23 protein-coding genes and 1 tRNA gene are annotated in these 21,784 nt (G+C 45.5%); 12 read left to right on the top strand and 12 right to left on the bottom strand.

The window, feature by feature from the left end; all coding sequences use genetic code 11:
• Nucleotides 1-30: 30 nt before the first annotated feature.
• From amrS to QHH00_01675, 6 genes are all read right to left on the bottom strand, one after another.
• The gene (amrS, locus tag QHH00_01700) at nt 31-1,032 is read right to left on the bottom strand and encodes an AmmeMemoRadiSam system radical SAM enzyme (protein ID MDH7508096.1); all 1,002 of its coding nucleotides are present in this window, start codon (nt 1,030-1,032) and stop codon (nt 31-33) included.
• Between the two features lie 7 nt (nt 1,033-1,039).
• Nucleotides 1,040-1,999 (bottom strand): thiamine-phosphate kinase, encoded by a 960-nt coding sequence (thiL, locus tag QHH00_01695; GenBank protein ID MDH7508095.1) that lies wholly within the window; start codon nt 1,997-1,999, stop codon nt 1,040-1,042.
• 196 nt (nt 2,000-2,195) lie between these two features.
• On the bottom strand, nt 2,196-2,477 hold the full coding sequence (locus QHH00_01690) for a DUF749 family protein (protein MDH7508094.1): 282 nt from the start codon (nt 2,475-2,477) through the stop codon (nt 2,196-2,198).
• A gap of 9 nt (nt 2,478-2,486) precedes the next feature.
• A complete protein-coding gene (hdrB, locus tag QHH00_01685) occupies nt 2,487-3,341 on the bottom strand; it encodes a CoB--CoM heterodisulfide reductase subunit B (protein MDH7508093.1) in 855 nt (284 codons plus the stop codon).
• Nucleotides 3,342-3,851, bottom strand: coding sequence for a CoB--CoM heterodisulfide reductase subunit C (hdrC, locus tag QHH00_01680; GenBank protein ID MDH7508092.1), 510 nt, complete (start codon nt 3,849-3,851; stop codon nt 3,342-3,344). It lies immediately after the preceding gene.
• A 64-nt stretch (nt 3,852-3,915) separates the two neighbouring features.
• A complete protein-coding gene (locus tag QHH00_01675) occupies nt 3,916-4,743 on the bottom strand; it encodes a LysR family transcriptional regulator (GenBank protein ID MDH7508091.1) in 828 nt (275 codons plus the stop codon).
• 266 nt (nt 4,744-5,009) lie between these two features.
• Here QHH00_01675 and QHH00_01670 point away from each other — a divergent pair, with 266 nt between their 5' ends.
• The gene (locus QHH00_01670; GenBank protein ID MDH7508090.1) at nt 5,010-5,492 is read left to right on the top strand and encodes a hydrogenase maturation protease; all 483 of its coding nucleotides are present in this window, start codon (nt 5,010-5,012) and stop codon (nt 5,490-5,492) included.
• An 18-nt stretch (nt 5,493-5,510) separates the two neighbouring features.
• On the opposite strand, the gene QHH00_01665 is transcribed toward QHH00_01670, so the two are convergent.
• Entirely contained in the window at nt 5,511-6,788 is a 1,278-nt protein-coding gene (locus tag QHH00_01665; GenBank protein ID MDH7508089.1) for a pitrilysin family protein, read from the bottom strand.
• Between the two features lie 282 nt (nt 6,789-7,070).
• Between QHH00_01665 and QHH00_01660 the strand changes: the two genes are divergently transcribed.
• The 5 genes from QHH00_01660 (at nt 7,071) to QHH00_01640 (ending at nt 10,375) form a co-directional block, all read left to right on the top strand.
• A complete protein-coding gene (locus QHH00_01660; GenBank protein MDH7508088.1) occupies nt 7,071-7,838 on the top strand; it encodes a PAC2 family protein in 768 nt (255 codons plus the stop codon).
• Nucleotides 7,839-7,952: 114 nt separating this feature from the next.
• Nucleotides 7,953-8,465, top strand: a complete 513-nt coding sequence (locus QHH00_01655) for a Rab family GTPase (protein ID MDH7508087.1) — start codon at nt 7,953-7,955, stop codon at nt 8,463-8,465.
• Nucleotides 8,462-9,412: a DUF835 domain-containing protein gene (locus tag QHH00_01650; protein ID MDH7508086.1), complete on the top strand. Its 951-nt coding sequence runs from the start codon at nt 8,462-8,464 to the stop codon at nt 9,410-9,412. The genes QHH00_01655 and QHH00_01650 overlap by 4 nt, the downstream gene beginning before the upstream one ends.
• 37 nt (nt 9,413-9,449) lie before the next feature.
• Nucleotides 9,450-9,920, top strand: a complete 471-nt coding sequence (locus QHH00_01645) for a pyruvoyl-dependent arginine decarboxylase (GenBank protein ID MDH7508085.1) — start codon at nt 9,450-9,452, stop codon at nt 9,918-9,920.
• Nucleotides 9,920-10,375 carry a DUF1922 domain-containing protein gene (locus QHH00_01640; protein ID MDH7508084.1) on the top strand — a complete coding sequence of 152 codons (456 nt, stop codon included), beginning with the start codon at nt 9,920-9,922 and terminating at the stop codon, nt 10,373-10,375. Before QHH00_01645 ends, QHH00_01640 begins: the two co-directional genes overlap by 1 nt.
• 653 nt (nt 10,376-11,028) lie before the next feature.
• On the opposite strand, the gene QHH00_01635 is transcribed toward QHH00_01640, so the two are convergent.
• Together QHH00_01635 and QHH00_01630 are read right to left on the bottom strand one after the other, a co-directional pair.
• Nucleotides 11,029-11,724, bottom strand: a complete 696-nt coding sequence (locus tag QHH00_01635; protein ID MDH7508083.1) for a hypothetical protein — start codon at nt 11,722-11,724, stop codon at nt 11,029-11,031.
• A gap of 125 nt (nt 11,725-11,849) precedes the next feature.
• On the bottom strand, nt 11,850-13,772 hold the full coding sequence (locus tag QHH00_01630) for a phosphoadenosine phosphosulfate reductase family protein (protein ID MDH7508082.1): 1,923 nt from the start codon (nt 13,770-13,772) through the stop codon (nt 11,850-11,852).
• Between the two features lie 189 nt (nt 13,773-13,961).
• Here QHH00_01630 and QHH00_01625 point away from each other — a divergent pair, with 189 nt between their 5' ends.
• Nucleotides 13,962-14,618, top strand: coding sequence for a site-2 protease family protein (locus tag QHH00_01625; protein ID MDH7508081.1), 657 nt, complete (start codon nt 13,962-13,964; stop codon nt 14,616-14,618).
• Nucleotides 14,619-14,669: 51 nt separating this feature from the next.
• Here the strand turns inward: QHH00_01625 and QHH00_01620 are convergent, their stop codons facing one another.
• Complete coding sequence (locus QHH00_01620; protein ID MDH7508080.1) at nt 14,670-16,100, bottom strand: FAD-binding oxidoreductase; 1,431 nt, start codon at nt 16,098-16,100, stop codon at nt 14,670-14,672.
• 147 nt (nt 16,101-16,247) lie between these two features.
• On the opposite strand from QHH00_01620, the gene QHH00_01615 reads away from it, so the two are divergent.
• Complete coding sequence (locus tag QHH00_01615; GenBank protein MDH7508079.1) at nt 16,248-16,880, top strand: adenylate kinase; 633 nt, start codon at nt 16,248-16,250, stop codon at nt 16,878-16,880.
• A gap of 132 nt (nt 16,881-17,012) precedes the next feature.
• Nucleotides 17,013-17,085, top strand: a tRNA-Gln gene (locus QHH00_01610).
• Nucleotides 17,086-17,165: 80 nt separating this feature from the next.
• On the opposite strand, the gene QHH00_01605 is transcribed toward QHH00_01610, so the two are convergent.
• Nucleotides 17,166-17,747: a PhoU domain-containing protein gene (locus tag QHH00_01605; protein MDH7508078.1), complete on the bottom strand. Its 582-nt coding sequence runs from the start codon at nt 17,745-17,747 to the stop codon at nt 17,166-17,168.
• 1 nt (nt 17,748) lies between these two features.
• Nucleotides 17,749-18,402: a TrkA C-terminal domain-containing protein gene (locus QHH00_01600; GenBank protein MDH7508077.1), complete on the bottom strand. Its 654-nt coding sequence runs from the start codon at nt 18,400-18,402 to the stop codon at nt 17,749-17,751.
• 360 nt (nt 18,403-18,762) lie between these two features.
• Here QHH00_01600 and QHH00_01595 point away from each other — a divergent pair, with 360 nt between their 5' ends.
• From QHH00_01595 to QHH00_01585, 3 genes are all read left to right on the top strand, one after another.
• Nucleotides 18,763-19,986 (top strand): magnesium transporter, encoded by a 1,224-nt coding sequence (locus QHH00_01595; GenBank protein ID MDH7508076.1) that lies wholly within the window; start codon nt 18,763-18,765, stop codon nt 19,984-19,986.
• 70 nt (nt 19,987-20,056) lie between these two features.
• Nucleotides 20,057-21,214 (top strand): formate--phosphoribosylaminoimidazolecarboxamide ligase family protein, encoded by a 1,158-nt coding sequence (locus tag QHH00_01590; GenBank protein ID MDH7508075.1) that lies wholly within the window; start codon nt 20,057-20,059, stop codon nt 21,212-21,214.
• Nucleotides 21,215-21,446: 232 nt separating this feature from the next.
• On the top strand, nt 21,447-21,784 hold a 338-nt coding region (locus QHH00_01585; protein MDH7508074.1), incomplete at its 3' end, for a carboxypeptidase-like regulatory domain-containing protein.

Below are 21,784 nucleotides of genomic sequence, written 5' to 3'. Positions count from 1 at the left end.
GGAGGATCGGATCGGGTGGAGTAGCGGCGATCACATCACGATATTAAGCGGTTCTCCGCAATTTTTACATCGTCCGTTCTCAACCTCGATTCGTAAGATGTAAAACCCCTCCCGCTCAATGGCAAGCTGTCCACATTTTGGGCAATATGTGTTTTCACCCCTGTGGCGTGGTACATTGCCGAGATAAACGAACTTCAACCCCTCTTCTTTGCCGATCTTTAGTGCCATCTCCATTGTTCTCATTGGTGTAGTCGGCACGTCCGTCATCATATAATCAGGATGAAATCGTGTGAAATGAACAGGAATTTCCGGCTTGAGCGAGTCCCTCACCCATTTCGCAAAATTCCTAATCTCGACGTCTGAATCGTTCTTCCCTGGAATAATGAGATATGTAAGTTCCACATGAATGCCAAGGTCGACCGCCAATTTGGTTGCCGTGAGAACTGGCCCAAGAGACGCCTTGCAAATTTTCTTATAAAATTCCTCGGAAAATCCCTTAATATCGATATTCATTCCATCGACACACTGAGAGAGCTCCTTTAATGGTTCTTCCTGAATATATCCGTTGGTAACATAGAGAATATAGAATCCATGTTGCTTTGCAATTCTAGAGGCATCATATGCAAACTCATGCCAGATGATCGGTTCATTATAGGTCCAGGAGATGCCCCGGCTCCCTGTGTTGCGACACATGATTGCAACTTCTTCAGGCTCAATTGGTTCGAGTGGAAAAGCATCTGGACTTGCCTGAGAAATGGTGAAGTTTTGACAATGTTGACACCTGAATGTACACCCAACGGAGCCAAGTGAGAGCACTTTGTCGCCTGGTCTGTAATGGAAAAATGGTTTCTTCTCGATCGGATCAACATGAATTGACGACGCTTTTCCATAAATCAAGGAATAGAGTCTCCCATCGCGGTTCTGCCTGACACCACAAATACCCTTTTTTCCTGGAGCAATAACGCACGAATGGGGACAAAGGCTGCACTGCACTTTACCATCCAGTGATTTCCAAAACCGGGCTTCCTTCAATAAGGGGTCACCTGAAATGTTCATATCCGCGGTCCTCGAGTTTAACTTTTGTGTTGTTTCTTATTAATATATTCTCATCTGCATCAATGACTTTCCCAATGACTGATATTTTAGAATTGAGGCGCTTCTCCAATATTCTCCAGCCATCTGGATTGATCGTGAATAGAAGTTGGTAATCGCCACCGAAATAGAGTACCAGTTCCTCCTCATTGATTTTCGAAGCTTTCGCGATCTTATAGACATGGGAATCAACAGGGATTTTCTCCCACTCTACCTGGAACGAGACGCCACTTGCCTCCGACAAGTGCTTCAATGAGAACGCAAGTCCGTCAGAAATATCGATGCAAGAGGTCACAAATCCAGATGACGATAGTGTTAATCCCTCTTCAACTCTCGGCAACGGTTCGAATAGCGCTTTTAGACATTTGGCACACCTCAAACCGTTCTTCAAAGCGAAGTACCCTGCTGCTGCCAGTCCTAGGGTACCAGTGACAGCGACCAGATCTCCCAATTTGGCGCCCTTCCTCAATAGAATCTCATCCTTTCCGACAATACCGATTGCGGTGCCTACCACTGTGATCTCCGATGTTTCTTTTGTATCCCCACCTAGGATTGTTGCGCCCACTAAGTTGCAGCACTCCATGGCGCCTCTCATCATTTCTCTCAAGTTCTCGTATCTTAATCTCTTCGGTACTCCAAATGAAAGGAGGATACCAATCGGTTTAGCCCCCATCGCCGCAATATCGCTGAAGTTTACGGCAGCTACTGACCAACCGAACTGTCGATATGTCATTTCCTTAGGTTTGTGTGTCTTCTCAGAGAGTAGATCAGTGCTTATGACGAGGTAATAATCGCCCATATCGATCGCAGCAGCGTCATCGCCTGGACCAACGGCGGCCGTGCTACTAATCTCATTTATCAGGCGCCTGACAACCTCTTTTTCTCCGAGATGTGCGAGAGAAGTCATCGGCGTGATATCAGTATGAGGGCCTGTTAATAATTTCCCTTAATCTCGTCGTTTCATCGATTACTTACGGTCCGTTTCAGTCTCGATTATCGACTCCTTTTTAGCACGTTCGGGGTGCATTCTTGATTGAAATAGTTCGAATTTTCCAGAGATGAAAAAAATGTGGAAAAAAGGGGAGAGAAAAAAGACCCAGTGCCTACTCTGGTCTTGCGCTGATGTTTTTCGAGATCGCATTTCTTGTGTCTGAGGTCATTTCGGCTTTTTGGCGTGCAAGTCGATCTTCAATTTCTTCAAGGCTTCTTTCTCGGTCAAGGAATATTACGACGTATGAAGCCGTACCTTCAATGACCAGGAGTGCAACCTTCTCGTTCTCATTAACATCGTGGCCTTCGTAGGCTGCTTGGAAGTTAATGAATCCCTTCAAATTATCTGGGACGCTGCCTGCCGTCGTGATTGATACGAGGTGTGCCCTGTACAAATCGGCACCTCAGAGATTAACTGGCACGATGTGCGACTCGAATCCCATATTCTCCCTTGGAAGCCCAAATGCCATTCCATAAAGCTGTGAAAGATGGACAACTGGTATGTTGTAACCGGGAACATCCTTCTGTGTTCTGTCGTATTGCAGATGACAGAAAGGACACACATCAATGATAAACTGTCCACCTGCCTTCTTGATGTTTGCGAGCTTTTCCTCGGTCATTTTCATGGCTATCTCGTTCGCCCTAGATCTCAAACCGCCACCAGCGCCGCAACACATCATTTTGTCACGGTAGTTGATGCTCTTTGGGCCGACAGCTTCGACTAATTCGTCTAGAATGCTCGGCCTCTCTGGATCATCGAGCTGCTTGATCTTGCTGGGTTTTGCAAAATGGCAACCGTAGTGCACTGCAGCCTTGAAATTCAATGGATTGACAACTTTCGACTTGATTCTCTCGATCCCGATATCTTTATGGAGGACATCCGCAAAATGGCGTACCCTGATCTTATCGCCGACATACTCAAGATTGACTTCTTTCAGAATTCTGTTAACTTCCTTGGCCTTTTCTTTGTCTTCATGAAGTAAATGAGCCGCATCGAAGAGCGAACCGAAGCAACCGTTGCATATTGTGATGATGTCCAGTCCTTTCTTTTCAGCAAGGGCCAGGTTCCTTGCCGCAAGTGCGAGCCACGTCTTTTGGTCAAAAGATCTTATGACACCTGGTGCGGGACAGCACCCTGCACCTTCGAGATCGACGAGCTCAACATCGAGGGCTTTGAAGACTTCCCTTGTCGCTTTCTCAATCCCAGGATATCTCAAAGGGGCGATACAGCCAAGAAAGAGCGCGTATTTTTCTGTCATCTAGTTACCTCCTATGAGCTTATCAAAACCCGTAATCCGCATGATCTTTTTCCAATCCTCGAGCGCCTTAGGATCGCTCAGAACAGTCGGAGGTTGTTCAGATAAGCCAAGGCGTTGCCTCATTTCCTTGTAATCGCTGGTCAGTGGAATCGTATGACCGGTGTTCATCATCGATGAAGCAGTTTTCTTATGAGTCTCTGCCATGTACCCCTCTTTAACTGCAAAATTCCTTAGTATCATGATGATGTCCGTGATGTCGACTTGACGAGGGCACCGCTCCACGCATGTGTAACAGGTCGTGCACATCCAGAGATCATCAGAGGGAAGTATGTCTTCCTTGAGTCCGAGTTGCGCCTTTCTGATGAGCTTCCTCGTTCTGAATGCTGTCTGTCTGCCAGATGGGCAGCTCGCCGTACATGTCCCACATTGATAACAGAGGTTCAGCGTCTTTCCGCCGGCCTTAATTATGCTTTCGGCAAAAGCTGGATTGGGCTCTTTAACGGTGGCCAATTTATCACCTGACGAATTGATGTTCTTTTTCTTATATAATGGATATGGAAAAATCGTTCGGCATTTACCCTTTTTGGTCAATCCCTAACCGTATTTTTTGCATCGACAACTCCTTGACAAACCGGAGAATTTCGTCTTTTTCTTCCCGGTAGATCGCAATGATTTTGTGCTTGAGTAAATTCGGTGGTGTTGCGCTTTTGATCTTCAATCCCCTTCTCGCAAGTAGGCTTTCATTAATAAAGAAGCTAAACGGCGATTGGACGAGTGCTGGAAGATACCTTGTAACTCCCTTGACCTCATATGGTACTCCACTGCTCTCAAGGTGTTTGAAGCCGATCCGTTGTGCGCCGTACATGAATTTCATGTAACGGCTACCACGGTCGACATGGATTAATCTGTCTTCTCCTATTTCTTCCCATTTGACGTTTTCCAAGTCGTAGACATAAAGAGGATCGTCAAGGACGACGAGGTCCATCAGTCCCGCTTTGAAGTCCTGGATGTTTCGTTCATCATTGGAAATAATAAGATCAATATCACCTTCTTTATCAAAATTTGTTAGTGCCCATAGCAGCAAGTCTTCAGTGATAATTGTCCCACCGACGACAAGGCGGTTCGGACGCGCCAGTTTTGATTTTAGAGCTATATACTCCATCACTATCTGTTTTCCCTCGTCGGTTAGCTCCGTTCCGATGTGGGTGGTCTTCATAATAGCTGTGCCGAGGTTCTTCTCGAGCTTCTTGAGGTAGCGATGCAAAACAGGTATGGAGATGTTTAGCATCTTGGCTGCTCCTTTTTGACTCCCCTCCTTTAATATCGCCATGAGAACCTCAATGGTTCTTGTTGTAACATGTGCACCGTCTACAATGAGCGACACCTGGGGCTCGATTTTCATAAGCCTTCTTATTGATATAGGAGAGCATATAGATGTCCCCCTTAGACCCACCTTTCTTAAAAAATCCCATATACCGATACATCTCAAATCAGTGAGTGAAGAACTTCTGAGGTAAAGGGGCTGGGGCGGAGTCCAATTCTTCGTTGTTCTTGGATAGTCGGTCAACCCCCTTTCGGTTGTCTGTCAAATGGCGTCTTATCCTTAATCATCACGGGTCTTTCGACCGTAAGCTAAAAGTGCACGATCGGAATTCATGTCCGAACGAAATGGTTTCAAGTGAAAGGAAAAAGCCGATTCTTGTTCTCGGTATCGGGAGTCCTATCGTTTCTGATGATTCTGTTGGTCTGCGTGTCGCTGAACAGATTGAGTCTTTTCAATTTGATGACGTTGAAGTGAAGGAAGTAAGCACAAGTGGATTGGATCTTATTGAAATGATGTTAGATCATGAAGTGGTGGTCATTATCGACGGCATCGTGACAAATATGAAACCACCAGGATCGATTTTCATCCTTTCAGAAGAGAATTTTGTGTCGACGATCCATGGCACGAACCCTCATGACGTCAACATCGCAACAGCAATTGAACTGGGAAGAATGCTAGAACCCCTTAGAATGCCGAAGCGAATATCATTTGTCGCAATTGAAGTCATAGACACGAGAACGATAAGTGAAGAGATCTCGCCAGAGGTGGAGAGGGCAATACCTGAGGCGATTGAGGTTGTTCTGCGGCTCGTGGGCAAGCGCAGATAAGTGGATAGAAATTCAAATCTAGAAGTCAAGACAATCGATTCCTTCCCGAGTACTGTTGTTACCATCAGGTGATCCGTAAATTGCAACGCAGGTTTTGTTCCGGTCGAGCAGTTTTTCTGCTGCTCGTGCAATGTCTTCTTCCGTAATCCTTTCGAGATTGGATAAAATCTCAGCTTCGGTCGGGATTTTACCTGTAAGTACGAAGAATTCTCCCAAATGGAACATTCTCGACTCAGTTGATTCGAGCTTCCTCACGAGCATTCCTTTGATAAAGCGCTTTGCCCTCGTTAATTCATCGCCCTCCAGGCCATCATTCTTGAGTTTGCCTATCTCTTCGCCAACAGCTCTGCAAACGGTTTCTGTTCTCGATGATTTCGCTGAGAAAAAAATTCCAAAGAGTCCACAATCACTATAAGGTTGCGAAGTTGTGTAAATTGAGTATACGAGACCTCTTTTCTCTCTGATGTTCTGGTAGAGCCTCGAGCTTGTACCTCCACCGAGAATAGCGCTAAGAAGGGTCTGTGCAAATCTATCAGGATGCCCGGCAAAATATCCTGGGAAGCCAATTCCAACGTACGTTTGTTCGCCCTTTCGAGGAAATAGTTCGACGCACGATCTAGGAGTTGGAGGTATGCGATTTTTTGTCGTAGTTTTCGTAGCCCCTTCATCAAAACTTTCCGCAGCCCACTCCAAGATTTTTTGGCTATTTACTCTTCCACATGCGGTAATGACAAAATTAGACGGCCGATAGAATCTTTCATAAAACTCTCTGAGTTCTCTATCTGAAATAAGGTTTACACCGTCTATTTCGCCCGCTTCTGAAAACGCCATAGGATGTCCATCCCAGATCGCGCGTGTCAGCAGGTAGTGAATATAATCGTCTGGCTCATCTTGAAGCATTCTGATTTCATCGGCGACAACATCTTTCTCAATTTCAATAGCATCCTTTTCCAACAGTGGATTAAGAACGGTGTCTGCGAGAATTCTCTGCGCTGTTTCAACAGTTTCAGATAAAGTCACTGTATAATAACAAGTCATCTCTTTACCCGTATATCCGTTGAGTTCCCCGCCAGCCGCCTCAATGAGCTCTGAAGTTTCTTTCGATGTCATGTTCTTAGTTCCTTTGAATATCACATGTTCCAGTAGATGGGCAATGCCTTCTCGTCCTCTTGGCTCATCTCTGGATCCTACCGTGATATAGATTGAGAGTGCCACCGTCCTTGCATAAGGTCTTTCTTCGATAACGACGGGAATCCTTGCGGGCGTGTAATGAAGCGATACCTTTTTTCCGTACACGGGAATGGAAGTGCATCAACCACCGTTTAGACTTTTCGAAAGCTTGGTCATTCGAAATGATTGCATCAACTCAATTTAGCAACTCTGAAGAGATGTCTCTTCCCGTACGAATCCTGTGTGTGCAATTCCCGAAGTGGACATTCCTCTTCAAGAAAAAGACGACGGGCCGTCGTCGTCTATTAAGCCGCTGGTGATCTATTCCCAAGAGTTTTATGAACGATCGATCTCAATTTGATAAAGGCAAGAATTAAGTAGGAACGCAACTCTTATTCGGATAAGGGAATGAAGATTATGGAACCAGATCCTTTCATCAATGAATATAAATACGGAAAATATCCGAAGGCAATGGCGGTTATCGGATTTCCAAGTGTCGGGCTTGTTGGCTCGATCGCTGCGAATTTTGTTTCGAGAACGATGAAGCTCGAGAGGATCGCCACAATGATTTCCAAAGATTTCCCTCCATATACGATCGTCCATGATGGTATTCCCTCCTCCCCTGTCCGCATTTATGCAGGAGAGAGGGCGTGCGATGATGGAATTCGATGCGACCAGCTCGTTGTGATTATGTCCGAGTTTATTCCACGACCTGACCTCATCAAGCCCGTTGCGGACCTAATACTCCAATGGTGTAAGGAAAAGGAAATCGGCACGATTCTCACTCTTGAGGGTATAAATATTGGGGAGGTAGAGGGGGAAGTCCCGATTTATGGAGTCGCAAGTACGCCACGAACTCGCGAGATGCTGGAGAAGTATGGTGTCAAAGAGATGAAGGAGGGAATGGTTTCTGGGATCTCCGGTGTCCTGCTGTATGAGGGAGAACGCCTCGGGATCGATGTAATATGTCTGCTCGGTCCAGCGCGGCTTGATTATCCTGATGCGAGAGGAGCGGCACGGCTTCTCGAGATAGTTGCAAAAATGCTCCCAGAACTGAAACTCGATCCCGAACCATTATATAAGGAGGCGGAGCAGATCGAACAACAAATGAAAGCGGCGCTCGAGAGTGTAAGACAGCCGAGAAGGATTGGAGATGAGTCTCTTATTTATGGTTGAGGACTAAATATTGACTGACTTCCATGTGTATTGTAGTACATCGATGTTTGATCTGGAGCCTTCGATTGACGGTCAATCATTAAATAGAGTGGTACTGATATCGACTCAAGTGTGATGAAAAAGAAGAAATTCATCCGTAAAATTTGCTTGCTTGGCGATGGTGGCGTAGGAAAGACAAGTCTAGTCCGCAGATTCGTGTATGATTTCTTCAGCGATGAATATATCACGAGCTTCGGCACAAAGGTAACGAAGAAAGTCCTTGACCTTGGGGAAGTCGAGCTCACCTTGATGATATGGGATATTCTTGGTCAAAAGACGCATCGGACGCTCCATCATGCCTACTATAAGGGTGCAAACGGGGCATTACTCGTTTGCGATTTGACGAGAGAGGAAACGATAAGGAATTTAGTCGAATGGCGAGACGATTTTTTCAGAGTGGTTGGATCTGTTCCAGTTTTGGCAATTGCGAACAAGAATGATCTTGAGAATCAGGTTTCTGATGTGACGCTTGCTGAAATTGCGAATGTGCTTGGCCAGGGATTTGTAAAAACGAGTGCGAAAACTGGCGAGGGCGTTCAAGAAGCATTCATTCGCCTGGGCAAAGCACTGATGGAGGGGGAGAGTTGAAGCCTTTTTATGTGTTGCCGGGTTCTTCGTTATTAGATCTAAGGGAGGAATTAGAGCTTATTGAGGGCGACGTTGCAGGTGAGACATTAGAACGCTTTGGATTCAGGGCGGGAATGAGTCTTGTGCGAGAACTGGATGTTGCGGCAAAGGACCTCTATGACTTTTCTGAGATTCTGCCGCAACTCTGGTCAGAAACAGGATTGAGCCGAATGGTCATGGAAGAGATAACTGAAAGCGAGATCGTTATTACGTTCGAAGAGTCGATCGAAGCATCACACGGCCGAGGCTGCGATTTCACGCGTGGCTACCTCGCTGGGATCGTCAGCGCTCTTTTGAAGACTCGCTATCGAGCGAAGGAAAGGGCGTGCATATCAACTGGAAGTCCGTGCTGTGTCCACGTCCTCACACCGGTCGAAGAGGTGGTCACACCACAGGAAATAAGAACTACTGGGGAAGCAAGCAAGTATGTTCTTGAGGAGGGTTATTCGTATCTGATCGAATCAGAGGATCCCTCAATTGCGTTCGAAATCTATGTTGATCAGATCACTCACGGAAAGCCAGGTATGTGCGTCGTAAGGGAATATCCAGAGAAGCTACGAAGTCGATATGATCTCGGGAATTCAACAATCCTCTGGCTTTCCTATGAAAGGGATATCAAGTACGCACGGGAGCCGACGAATATCCCACTCATATACAGCGAAATCAAGAATTTCTTTGACTCGGCCAAGTGCGGAATCGTACTGATTTCCGGTCTTGAATATATGATCAGCCAGAGTAACTTCGTTAAAGTCCTCAAGTTTGTTCAATTGCTCAACGAGAACGTTGCTATTACCAATTCGATTCTTTTGCTTCCTGTAAGCCCTCAAACGTTGACATCCCGCGATCTTAAGTTGCTGGAGAGGGAACTCCGTGTCTTAAACCCCGAAGAGTGTCGTAGGGGACAATAGAAATCCTTAAATTCTGTTGTTTGTAATACGACGCTTAATGCAAATCATTCCAAAGAAATTCTTCGTAACATCAGGTTGCGCGGTCAGCAAAGTATCTGACCTTAACGCGTTCGATGAGGCTCTTTTGAAAGCGAAAATCGGGGAACAGAACCTCGTGTCCGTCTCTTCTATCCTCCCAATCGGGGCGAAGCAAGTCCCGCAGAGGGCATTGCCGATGGGGGCAATCACTCACTGCGTCCTCGCACAGATGAGGGGCGGAGAGGGAGAAATGATCTCAGCTGGCATTGCCTATGGCTTCCGGAAGGATGGGAAAGGTGGATATGTGGCAGAGGGACATATGCACGGCACAAAGAAAGCGCTGAGAGAAGTCCTCGAATGGAAAATGCACGAGATGGCTAAGTTGAGAGGCGTCGAATTTAAGTCAATCCGTTATAAAATCGAGGAATTGTCCGTTCCGATGGATCACTATGGTGCTTGCATTGCCGCCCTCGTATTCGTAGAATACTGATGTTTGGCGTCGTTATCTGTCCGAATTGCAACCGGCCTCGCGGGGTTAATCTCTCCGCAAAAAAAGTGATGTGTCCAGCCTGCGGAAAACATATTGATCTCAAAAGGGCGAGAATCTATTTCGAAACTGATTCTGAATCCGAGCTCGCAGAAGCCGTTCGAAAGCTCGGGGAACAGACATCAGCTGGTGATGGTTTTACAGATTCCGTCACAAGAAAAGGGAAGAGGCGCGATGACTCGCAATTCACTTCAATTCTCAAACCTTTGAAAGCAAGTGATGACGAAGATCAAGCGAGGACCCTCGTGAAGGAGCTATCTACGAAAACTGGCGAATTCACACTTGAGGACTTGTGTCGAATCATCGGTGATGAGGAAGAGGCGATGAACCTACTTGAGAAATTGTTATCGGCTGGAATCATTTTTGAACCCCGGCCCGGCAGATATCGACCCGTGTGATACTAATAATGAGCGGAAGCTAACGAATGTGTAATGGCGGGGAACTGCATAAGAACTCATCGGAATTTTCGACGGACAGATTTTATTCAATTTGCTGAATTTTTTCATGTGTCCAGACTATTCATTGATGGGATTACCTTTGAGAATGCAAAAGCGATCGAAAGGACGAATTGATCTCATATCTGATGCTCAATCGTATTGGCCATACGGTATAGAAGTCGATGAGAATACCTCGTGTCCATTTGCTTCGGATTCAACAATAGCGAGGCCGAAATAATTCGACCCCCTCACAATGGAGTAATCCCAATCTATGCATATACCCATACACTAATCCAGCTCTCTACAATAAAGTGCATTTTGTTGTGACTACGAAAACATGCCAGAGCATGCGGTGAAGTGAGGACCAATACTGTCTAACATTCACAATCACGCAATCTCAAGGAAGTGCTTCAATATCCATTCGCATCTCCGCTCATTTGCGAGAGGATCTAAGGTAAAGTTCAGTCTATCTTATATTTACTCATAAGTGTAAGAATTGTTAGCGTGCCTTTCTGGTTGTCCCCTCCCCCAGGTGCACCTGTTTAAATCAACATTTGTATACAACGATTCTGCGTCTCTGAATTGGTTTTCATAATTCGGAAGATGAACACAAATTAATGTTTTGATCTCGATTCGAACTTTGAAATCAGTTCGAAGACGAAATCTGGTATAAGGCGATAGTGGACATATAAGTAATAAGAAACAAGAAAGATGAAGGCGATAATGAAAAGTAAGGCACCGAAAGTGAATTCAGACATATAAAATGGGATCATCATTAAGTTGTATACGAGATGTACGAGTGCAGCCTGCGCGAACAGGCCCCATGGCGTACCCCTCGCAACACCAATGCCGATCGTCGCGCCCGTTGAACCGTGAAGGAAAACAATCTGCAAGGCGAGAATCATTGTTGTGCTAGCGGCCCATATGTTGATCTCGTCGATAAAAGATAAAGTGAGATAAACCGCTCCAAATGCTATCGTGCTTCCGATACCAAAACCAAGTGCAAGTCCGTAGAAACCAGTATCAGGTTTCTTCTGAAATTTTGGAATATTGAGGATTATCAATTTGATGAGTTCCTCAACAAGAGCGAAGGCTAGCGCAACGACAACAACAGCAAGTGGGAAATAGGTTTGAGCGCTAAAGATCACGATGCCAAGGACGAGCCCAAGAGCGAATAAGCCGAAAACTTTTCTGTCGTCAAAAAAAGGTTTCTCAATTCTTGGATAGGTATAGTCTCTCAAAGTCCAGAACATCAGGGCCATTGATGAAGCAAATCCAATTGCACCTGCAATCAGTAAGTTCGTGTTCATGATCGTTTTGAGGGATTTATTATAACTATTTAAAAATAGGGCTTTCAGGAAAATTCGCAGCGTTGAGTGGAATCGCCTGGCAACCGTTGTTGATCTACTCAATTATCAATAAGCAAAATAATCGCTTATTGAGAGACAAGCTTGTCATAGTAGTGTGCAATGACGCACGCATCGGCGCATTTGCCGCAGTGGCTGCATTTATCTTCAATTATTATCGGGCCATTGTCTAGCTTGATCGCCTTTTTCTGACAATTTTTAATGCAGATTCCGCATTCGGTGCAAAGTTGTGATCGGAGAAGGGCTTTAACAGCCATTTCGAACAATCGCTCTGCAACATCAGGGGTTGGGCTAGTCACAACAATTTGGCCGCCACCAAACACTTTTACAGTCCCGCCCTTCGTCTTCACCATTGCGATTTCATACTCTTCTGAATGTTTAACTGATCCAATCGTCTTCATCATTTCGGCGACCTTTGAGAAACTCCTCCTCCTGGGAACTGATACGACTCCTTCTAGCGAATACCCTCCTGCAGCGCAGGGAGTTGCTCCTTTGACCATTTTCATCTGGATGCCATCTAGTCTGACCATTGGAATGCTCAGTCTAATGTTCGCTGCGAGCTTTCTCATCTTCTTCGGAAGAACTTTCCATCTCCAGAATCCATATCTGACGAATTCTTCAGGCAGATTCATTTTATTTGCCCAGTTGTGAAGGTATTCTTCCCATCTATTACTGAGTTTTGGATGAAGGATTTTTGTTCTCTTCCACTCACTTGCAAGGCATGCTGGGCATAGATAACATCCGATCCTCTCATACCCCTCCTCATATAGTGGGTTGTATTCGAAATTCTTCCACCAGAGATATCCCCACACTTCGACCGATCTCCATTCTCTGATAGGATTAAGAATGACCTGGTTTGGAACAAATGGATTGTTCTCAACAAATGCAATGTGGGCCCTAGTAAATGATTCGAATGTTCTGTTCCCTTCGATCGTTATCGTCCCTTTTGGGAAACGATCTTCTATTAGAGCGGTGAGGGGCCCAAGCTTGCAGACCTTACAGCACCATCTGAAATCCTTGGCTGGTGGACCAAAAAAGTCGACATTGTTCCAGAATCCGTCATTTGCATCAGCCACTAGTAATTCAAGTCCACGCTTTTCTGCGAAGCGTTGGACATAGTCAGTCGTCTCAGGAAATTCGAGACCTGTGTTAACGAAAATCATTGAGAAATTCTTGGTGGCCTTCTCCAAAATGCCAAAACAAACAAGGGAGTCCTTGCCACCACTGAAAGAAAGCGTCACTGGCAGATCTCTTCTGCTGTTGACGTATGATTTCACATCGCTCACTGCTTTTGCTTCAAGTGATTTGAAATGGCTGATATTAGCCTCTACAAATCTTGACCAGCATCTCTTTTTTCTAGAAATTCTAAAAGGTCCTTTCCCTACGTCTCTGATGCCAATCGCCTTGTCTGAATTCTTTGCTTGGTCGCTTGGGACTCTTGCTATGCCATTGCAAACAAGATCACCGGCAAGGACGATAAGTGGATCATTGACATTGAAGGAATCTGCGATATGCTTTATCAACGCACCTGAGACATTTTTTCCTTTAAGATGGCCTTTCGGCATCTCAATTTCGACGACTCCTTTCTTCGCGATGTCCGCAAGGGCCCGCGCACCATCAATTCTCAACTCGAGTCTGAAATCATTGGAAAGGACATCGAATGCGAGAACGCCGAGGACTCGGCCGTCGACAATGATCTCGTCTGCCCTGTCCTCTCCTGGTATCTTATTTAGAAATATCTGAACCCCCTCGAGAAAATCTGAGACTCCGAAATATTTGTTGAAGATTTTCTTTAGGAGGTCGGCATCTGCTTGGAGGCACGGTCTGAGATCCCCAGGGGCAGTGACGCAAAAAGGTCTTCCCATGCTTCCACAAACATCACATTTCTCGCCGAGTACGACCGTTCCACAATCTTCGCACCATTTGAAAACGACCTTACCATGCCTAAATGAAGCTCCTTTTTTCGAAATCCTCACCGCCTTTTCCTGCAAATCCTAACTCGCCTCCATTGGAACCGGATCAATGACTTGAACTACTAGTTGGTCGGTCATTGCAAAATATGCGCCGCATCCATTTCGACTGTCAATTGAAATCTCGTCTGCATATTCAACTATCATTTCGTGCGTAATCGAAAGCTAAGGTATATTAAATTGTTTTTCAGTAGGTAGAGCGACCTTGCCATGATCGAAGATCACACTATCTATCTCTACCGCGGATATCGTAGGATCAGATTTGGAAAGCTGGAAACGCTTCATATTCTGCTCGCAGTCATTGTTTTGACCTTCGCTTTTGCCATCGTATTGACGGCTTCAACAGCCGCGCAACTGGACCTCCCTTATTTGGATGCTTTTGGTTATTCGATTGGCATTTCGTTTCTGATAGTCCTGACTGGGTTCCTTCTCCACGAACTCGCTCACAAATTCGTTGCCCAGAGAAATGGAGCGTGGGCCGAATTCAGAGTCTACCCTTTTGGTCTAATCCTTGCACTAGCATTCGCGTTCCTAGGTTTTGTATTTGCTGCACCAGGTGCGGTATATATCCAAGGCCATATCTCAAGACGGCAGAACGGCATTATTAGTATCTCCGGACCATTGACAAATCTTGTGGTAGGTGCGATGTTTCTTGCATTCTGGTTTTTGGCGCCGCCCTCATCGATCTTTGCGTTCATCTTACGCTGGATTGGTACAATTAATTTATTGCTCGCTGCTTTCAATCTGATCTCCGTGCCGCCACTTGACGGCTCAAAAGTGATCAGGTGGAGCGTGCCAATTTTCGTCGTCGTCTTTGTAATCACTATCGCGCTTCTTCTAGTTGGTTTGGAAGTTATTGTTGTGTGAAATGTTGAGTCCTGGAAATGTCCATAAGACGATATGGAACGGACTAGGAGCTCAAGCGAAATCCCTGCACGGATAGCGAAGGTATTTGATGATTGATCCTTCCCATTCCATCAGTTTTCCTGGGTTCAAGATGTTGTTCGGATCAAGAGCCCTCTTGATCGCCTTCATCACACCCAAAACGTTTTCCCGCTCCTTTTGCATATACGGCGCCTTTGAAATCCCAACACCGTGCTCCCCTGTAACCGTTCCACCAACAGCGATGACCGCATCGAAAATCTCTCCCACCGCTCTCTCTCCATTCTTCCAAGATTCCTCTGAAAGCGGATTTAGCAACATCTTCGTATGAAGATTCCCATCGGCTGCATGACCGTAAGTGCCAACAATCACATTGTTACGTTCAGCAATCTTCTGGAATGCTACAACAGTTTCTGGTATTTTGGAAATCGGCACTGACATGTCATCTGCAAGGGAAACAGAAACGTATTCATCTCCATACCTGCTGAGTGCTGGAAGAACGGCTTTTCTGCCCGCCGTCCATTTTGCCATCTGCTTAGGGTCGGTTGAGAATTCAACGCCGATTGCACCGACTTCTTTGCAGATTGCATGAACTTCTTTCACTTCATCCTCAACGACCTTTGGATCACCATCGACTTCGATGAGGCAAAGTGCCTCGCAATCCGGAAATCCGACGTGCATCGTCTTGTTTACCGCCTTGATGCAGATGCGATCCATCAATTCTATAGCTGAGGGTATGAGCGGTTTGGCGATGATTGCAGAGACACATCTCCCAGCTTTTTCTAAAGAATCGAATGCGGCCACCGCCATTGCGGACTTTTTTGGCTTCGGCGCTATTCTCAATGTCACCTCTGTTATAACACCTAATGTGCCCTCGCTCCCAACGAACAATCTCTCTAATTGATACCCCGATGAATTCTTAATCGTCCTCGTCCCAGTTCTGATCACATCGCCATTTGCGAGAACGACTTCGAGTCCAAGGACGTAATCTCTCGTTGCTCCATATTTTATCGCGCGCATGCCCGAGGCGTTCGTCGCAACCATTCCTCCAATAGTGCATGCCTCACCGCTTCCAGGTGTCGGCGGAAAGAAAAACCCGTAGGGTGCGAGCGCCTCGTTTAGTTTATCGTAGACAACGCCTGGTCCCACAACGCAATAGAGGTCTTCGACGCGTATTTCTTTGATCTGGTTCATCTTCGTCATGTCCATGACGATCCCGCCCTTGATCGGGACAGCGCTCCCGCATAGTCCCGTTCCGCCCCCTCTTGCAAGAACGGGTATACGGTTCTCATTTGCAAGCCTTAGGATCTGGGACACCTGTTCTGTCGTTTTCGGTTGAACAACAACGTCGGGTGTTCTATGATGTATTGATGCGTCGAAGCCGTAGGTGTAGAGATCAGCGATTCTTGTGGAAAAGTTCTCCTCACCGACGATGGATTTTATCTGTGCCAGCAATTTCTCTTCCAAACTGTCACCGAAATTGGGAATAATGGCTCATCCTAAAAATACTTGTGCTCCGTCAATCCCGGAAGCAATCTGGGAACGAAAATCTTCTGCGTAATTAGAAGCGACTAGGAAAATTGTATAAGTAGAAAGAGCATTTGGCGGTTCGTGATGCACGCACTGGTCTTACTTGGCCCTCCGGGGTCTGGAAAGGGGACTCAGGCCGCAAGACTCGCTGAGGAATTAAAGCTCATCCATATCTCGACTGGTGATATGCTTAGAGAGGCGATTCGGAAAGGCACAACCATCGGGCTAAAAGCAAAGAACTACGTCGATAGGGGAGAGCTCGTCCCTGATGAAGTTGTCACCGAATTAATTCGTGAAAAAATCTCAGGTATGAGTGGCGTCTTGCTGTTTGATGGGTATCCAAGGAATTTGGTTCAAGCAAAAATGCTCGACGAGATCGTTCTCGTAAAAGCTGCAATTAATCTGGATGTGGATGAGAATAAGATCGTAGAGCGTTTAACAAAACGAAGAACATGCAAGCAATGCGGTGCAGTCTACAATCTTGAAACTAATCCACCAGCTATCCCAGGGAAATGCGATAAATGTGGAGGAGAACTTTACCAGCGCTCTGATGACACAGAAGGTGTTGTCCGACAGCGATTACGCATTTATAAAGAGGCGACATTGCCGCTGATTGAGTACTATCGAAAGAAAGGTGTCCTTTTCGAGGTTAATGGCGATGGAAGTATCGATGAAGTGTTTGAGAGGATAAGAAAGGAATTGAAAGGTGTGATCTGAAGGCAGTTATCTAAGTAACATATTTTTTTACAAATAATATATTAAAGAACCGTTCATGACATGTTGATAATTATTCGGTTGAGAGATACTGCAAAAAAATTAAATTCAAGCAAACTTTTCGAGAGAATGCATAGCCCCGTGGTGTAGCGGTCAATCATGCGGGACTCTGGATCCTGCGACGGCAGTTCGAATCTGCCCGGGGCTACTATACATTCTTTTTCCAGTGAATCCAATGAGTCACTTTCCTCTCTTACCATGAACTTCCGTCATGCTTCCAAATTCTCGTCAATCTTCGTTTGTTCCTTCGTTTGTTCCAGCAGCTAAACACTTAAAATATTCCTCACCGTCTGGAGGGCCTCTCGCTATGAGAACGTCTTGAGGCAAGACAATGGTATGTTTGTCCGGGCCGTAAATATACTTCTTCCCCCTTTTTATTGCGACGAGCCACATACCGCATTTTGATGGGAGTTTTATATCACCAAGCGACTTATTTGCCAATTCGGAATTCTCGCTGACCTTGGCCGTTGTGATAATCACATCAGATTCCCTCATGCTCATCTGAATGACTGGATGCGGTCGAACGTCTCGGAGGACAACATCCGCGATCTGCATTGCCGCATCGGAAATCTCTTCGATCGAAGTAGCTAACCTGATTACAGCGAGCGCTTTGTGGACGTTTTTGTCCTCGATTGCTCGTTTTATCGCCTCTTCCTGCAGCTGGCTTGTCAATTCATCAATCATTTCTTCCATGATGAAGACTTCTTCTGCAATGTCTTTGTTGTTGTAAATCAAGGAGGAATACGCAAGGTCGATCATCAGCTCCGAAGTGTCCTTTACTTCGAGGAACATTTTCTCTATGTCTTGCATATTATTCGCCCTCGGGATATTCTTCGCTCGAATCCACAGGCCACTTTTTTTCACCGCTTGCATATTTGTTGAGAGTCTCGTAACCGTCCTCTGTTCCTCTGACGATGAGAACATCGCCAGCTTTTAATCGAACGTGATCCTCAGGGTCGTAAATCCATCTCTTGCCCCTCTTGATTGCAATGATCCTCATTCCGGTCCTACATTCGATGCCGAGCTCATCGATTGTCCTATTCACCATATCCGATTTTTCAGATAAATTGATCAGTCTGATCTTCTCCTCCGCATCACGCAGAACAAATGATAGGAAAGGGCGCTTTTCGATGTCGAGATCGAGTAGCTTGACCATATCGGCTGCGGCATGAGAAATTGAAGCTGCTGCAGACGCAATTTGAAGAAGGCCAGAAAGTTGAACCGCATCATTCTTTGTTCTTGCTGCGAGCATCGCCCTGATTCTGATTTCGTACCTCAATGTATCCATCTCTGCCTCTAATTTCTTTACTTCCTCAGCGATCTCTTTGCTGTCGAATATAAGCGCTGCGTATGCCAAATCGACGATAACCTCTGATGCATCTTTCATCCTTGTGAGCAACTCTCTGACTGTTTTGGAAACTCCTTCGATTTTCTCCGGTGCGTGTTCCTTCACCTTAAACCTCACCTCATGAGCTCCAAATTTCGATTTTATTGAGCAATGATCGATCTTCACCGCATTTCATTCAAAAGATCGATACTCACGTTCCATAACTTATGTTTGATCTTTATTAATATCACTCTTTTGCTTATCAAAGCTTTCAGCAAGTCTTCCATCGGATGACATGACCCGCATTTCCCTTTTCTCCGTATTCGTTTTTTCATTATTGAACTCGTAGGTATTTATCTATTATGAGGAACCATCGTGAGGAAAGAAAGGCATGCAGCCATTTAGAGAACCTGGATCAACTCCAATTCCGAAATCACTTAACTCCAAAGTGAGCTATTTTATTATATTTTCAATTTCGTACGGTATCTATTGATCTTCATGGGGGCAAGCGTTATCATAAAGATGTTTATCACGAGGAACAGGGAGGTTTTTGCGCATGGCTTAGTGGCGAATATGATTTCTTCCATGGGAGACCTCCTCGCTGGTGCAACACTCGGATTCATGACCAATACGCTTGCTCTTCTACCAGGTCTAATGGTTCTTATTCCACCAGCTATCGGTATGAGAGGGAATATCTTCGGTGCCCTCGGAAGTAGACTCGGGACTGCGATGCATATCGGTACTTTTGAAATGACCATCAAGAAAGGCAGCGTTCTTAGGCAGAATATCGAAGCCTCGATTTTTCTCACAATGATAATCTCCCTCCTGATGGGTTTATTTGCGAAGCTAATCACTGATCTGATGGGATTCCCTAGTATTTCTGTCTGGGACTTCATTTTCATATCCGTTCTAGGCGGGATGCTAGCAGGCTTTGTCCTTATTTTTATTAATATTTTGGTTGCTTACATAGGCTTTAAAAAGGGGTGGGATATAGACAACTTCTCAGCGCCCATTATTACTGCGGCTGGAGACATCGTTACATTACCGATGCTCTTCTTGTCAGCAATCATAGTCCTCAATTTTCCTGAGGTTATCATCACTTTGTTTTCCATTCTTTTTATTATCCTAACCCTTGTTGTGTCATTTTTCGCAGCCAAAAGCAAAGAGGAATTAATGAGAAGGATCTTAATCGAATGTATTCCAGTACTTATTCTTTGCATCCTCCTCGACATCGGCGCTGGCATGACGATCGAGCACAAGTTGGAGGAACTTGTGGCATTTCCGGCAATTCTTGTTATGATCCCGCCGTTTCTAGAAGATGCAAATGCGCTCGGAGGTATACTTACTGCCAGACTAGCATCGATGCTTCACATGGGTTTGATCAAGCCCAGGAGAATCCCTGGCCGCATCGAAATCGAGAATTTTGCAATCATTCTGATACTCTCCTTGTGGGTTTTCACACTCGTTGGTATTTCTTCGCATTTTGTTGCGGAGTTGCTGGGGTTGAGCTCACCTGGACTTTGGGCTATGTTACTGATTTCCCTCTTAGCAGGCCTTTTGACCATTTTGGTACTCGTGATTATTTCTTACTATATTGCCACATTAACTTTCCGTTTTTCGCTTGATCCAGACAATCATAGCATTCCGCTCACATCATCAGCGATCGATTTCGTCGGAGCGTTTTTCCTCATGGAAACGCTGTTATTGATCGGCATCGCTTAAGTCTCAAGCGAACCGAAAGGGGATAACATATATTGATCGTTGAAGATTCCCTTTTCACAGGAGGATTTTGATGATCAAGAGAGAAGCGGTATTCGCCCTGATTGATGACTACAATGTCGAGAAGATCAAGATTGGAACGCTCGGCTCTCATTCCGCCCTAGACGTCTGTGACGGCGCTGTGGAGGAGGGATTTGAGACAGTAGTTGTTTGCCAGGAAGGACGAGAAAAGACTTACTCGAGGTATTTTAAAGCACTTCGAAATCCAGAAGGCACAATTCGTCGTGGAATCGTTGATAAAATCATTTTGCTTAGGAAATTCAAAGACATTATCGATCCGAAAATTCAAGAATCGCTAGTCCGCGAAAACGTCCTCTTTGTGCCGAATCGTTCGTTGACAGCCTATTGCGGAGTCGATACAATCGAGAATGAATTCATGATCCCCATTGTTGGCAGCAGAAATCTTTTACGAACGGAGGAAAGGGGGGGCGAAAAAGATTACTATTGGCTTCTTGAAAAAGCCGGCTTGCCATTTCCAAGAAGCATTGCCGATCCAAACGACATCAATTCGCTGACGATTGTCAAATTGCATCATGCGAAGAAAAAACTGGAGAGAGGGTTTTTCACCGCATCCTCCCCGAGTGAGTACAAGAAAAAGGCGAAGCAATTGATTGAGCAAGGGGTGATCGATGCGGATGATCTTTCGCGGGCAAGGATGGAGGAATATATCATCGGCCCAGTTTTTAATCTTGATTTCTTTTACTCCCCAATCGAATCGGAGGGTGAAAAAATCGAGCTTCTAGGTATTGACTGGCGATTTGAAAGCTCGCTAGACGGCTATGTAAGGTTGCCAGCCGCGCAGCAGCTTTCGCTGGATCAAGAACACATTCTCCCGGAATACACCGTTTGTGGACATAATTCTGCCACATTGAGGGAATCTTTGCTCGAGGACGCCTTCAAACTCGCTGAGAAATATATTAAGGCTACGCAGGAATATTTTCCGCCGGGGATAATTGGGCCTTTTTGTTTACAGACGTGTGTCGATAAGGATCTTAGATTCTTCATATACGATGTCGCACCACGTGTTGGGGGAGGGACGAATATACATATGTCAGTCGGTCATCCTTATGGGAATACTTTATGGAGAAGGAATATGAGCACTGGGCGAAGGCTGGCAATGGAGGTCAGGAGAGCAATCGAGGAGGGCAAGCTTAAAGAACTTATCACATAAAATCATCGAAAGAACGATCAGAAATCCTCAGGGGTATCTATGACAAGCATGGTAATCAGATGAAACGATAGTCCTATTGTAACATCGGTCTGAGACATTGAATTAAGTGAGCGAAACTCGAAATGCCAGCTATTATTATCGTTACAATAACCTTTATAAAGGACTAATCCATTCGCCACCAATACCCTAGTCTCAGGGGCACGTTTTTGTGCTTGGGCCATGAGGAGGGAAAATGGTGCATAAGAACAATGGAGCAAAGGTCATAACCGGATTGTTGGCTCTATTACTTCTGCTTTCGTCTCTGGCTTTCTTGCCGGGACCCAATGCAGTCGCAGCCAGTATGTCGAATCAGATATCGTTCAACGTTGTTGACGGAGATGGAAAGCCTGTCGGTGGAGTTCAAGCGACCCTGAGGGAGGTTCACACGCTTAAAAAATATACCAATGTGAGCGACTCAAGCGGTCTTGTCACTTTTATTCCCTTGCCAGGATATTATGAACTCAAGATTGTCAAATCTGGGTACTTCGACTACCTGTATCCCCAGATTATTAGATTTGACGGCATGGCTCC

The sequence above is a fragment of the Methanomassiliicoccales archaeon genome (assembly GCA_029907465.1).
Lineage (GTDB): Archaea > Thermoplasmatota > Thermoplasmata > Methanomassiliicoccales > JACIVX01 > JACIVX01.
This window is presented reverse-complemented; position numbering and strand designations above follow the sequence as displayed.

What these genes read in the sequence shown, in the direction of transcription:
- thiL (MDH7508095.1), bottom strand. Translation starts at nt 1,999, where the DNA reads ATGACTTCTCTCGCACATCTCGGAGAAAAAGAGGTTGTCAGGCGCCTG.
- hdrB (MDH7508093.1), bottom strand. Translation starts at nt 3,341, where the DNA reads ATGACAGAAAAATACGCGCTCTTTCTTGGCTGTATCGCCCCTTTGAGA.
- QHH00_01675 (MDH7508091.1), bottom strand. Translation starts at nt 4,743, where the DNA reads ATGAAAATCGAGCCCCAGGTGTCGCTCATTGTAGACGGTGCACATGTT.
- QHH00_01670 (MDH7508090.1), top strand. Translation starts at nt 5,010, where the DNA reads ATGGTTTCAAGTGAAAGGAAAAAGCCGATTCTTGTTCTCGGTATCGGG.
- QHH00_01660 (MDH7508088.1), top strand. Translation starts at nt 7,071, where the DNA reads ATGAAGATTATGGAACCAGATCCTTTCATCAATGAATATAAATACGGA.
- QHH00_01655 (MDH7508087.1), top strand. Translation starts at nt 7,953, where the DNA reads ATGAAAAAGAAGAAATTCATCCGTAAAATTTGCTTGCTTGGCGATGGT.
- QHH00_01645 (MDH7508085.1), top strand. Translation starts at nt 9,450, where the DNA reads ATGCAAATCATTCCAAAGAAATTCTTCGTAACATCAGGTTGCGCGGTC.
- QHH00_01640 (MDH7508084.1), top strand. Translation starts at nt 9,920, where the DNA reads ATGTTTGGCGTCGTTATCTGTCCGAATTGCAACCGGCCTCGCGGGGTT.
- QHH00_01635 (MDH7508083.1), bottom strand. Translation starts at nt 11,724, where the DNA reads ATGAACACGAACTTACTGATTGCAGGTGCAATTGGATTTGCTTCATCA.
- QHH00_01625 (MDH7508081.1), top strand. Translation starts at nt 13,962, where the DNA reads ATGATCGAAGATCACACTATCTATCTCTACCGCGGATATCGTAGGATC.
- QHH00_01615 (MDH7508079.1), top strand. Translation starts at nt 16,248, where the DNA reads ATGCACGCACTGGTCTTACTTGGCCCTCCGGGGTCTGGAAAGGGGACT.
- QHH00_01605 (MDH7508078.1), bottom strand. Translation starts at nt 17,747, where the DNA reads ATGCAAGACATAGAGAAAATGTTCCTCGAAGTAAAGGACACTTCGGAG.
- QHH00_01595 (MDH7508076.1), top strand. Translation starts at nt 18,763, where the DNA reads ATGGGGGCAAGCGTTATCATAAAGATGTTTATCACGAGGAACAGGGAG.
- QHH00_01590 (MDH7508075.1), top strand. Translation starts at nt 20,057, where the DNA reads ATGATCAAGAGAGAAGCGGTATTCGCCCTGATTGATGACTACAATGTC.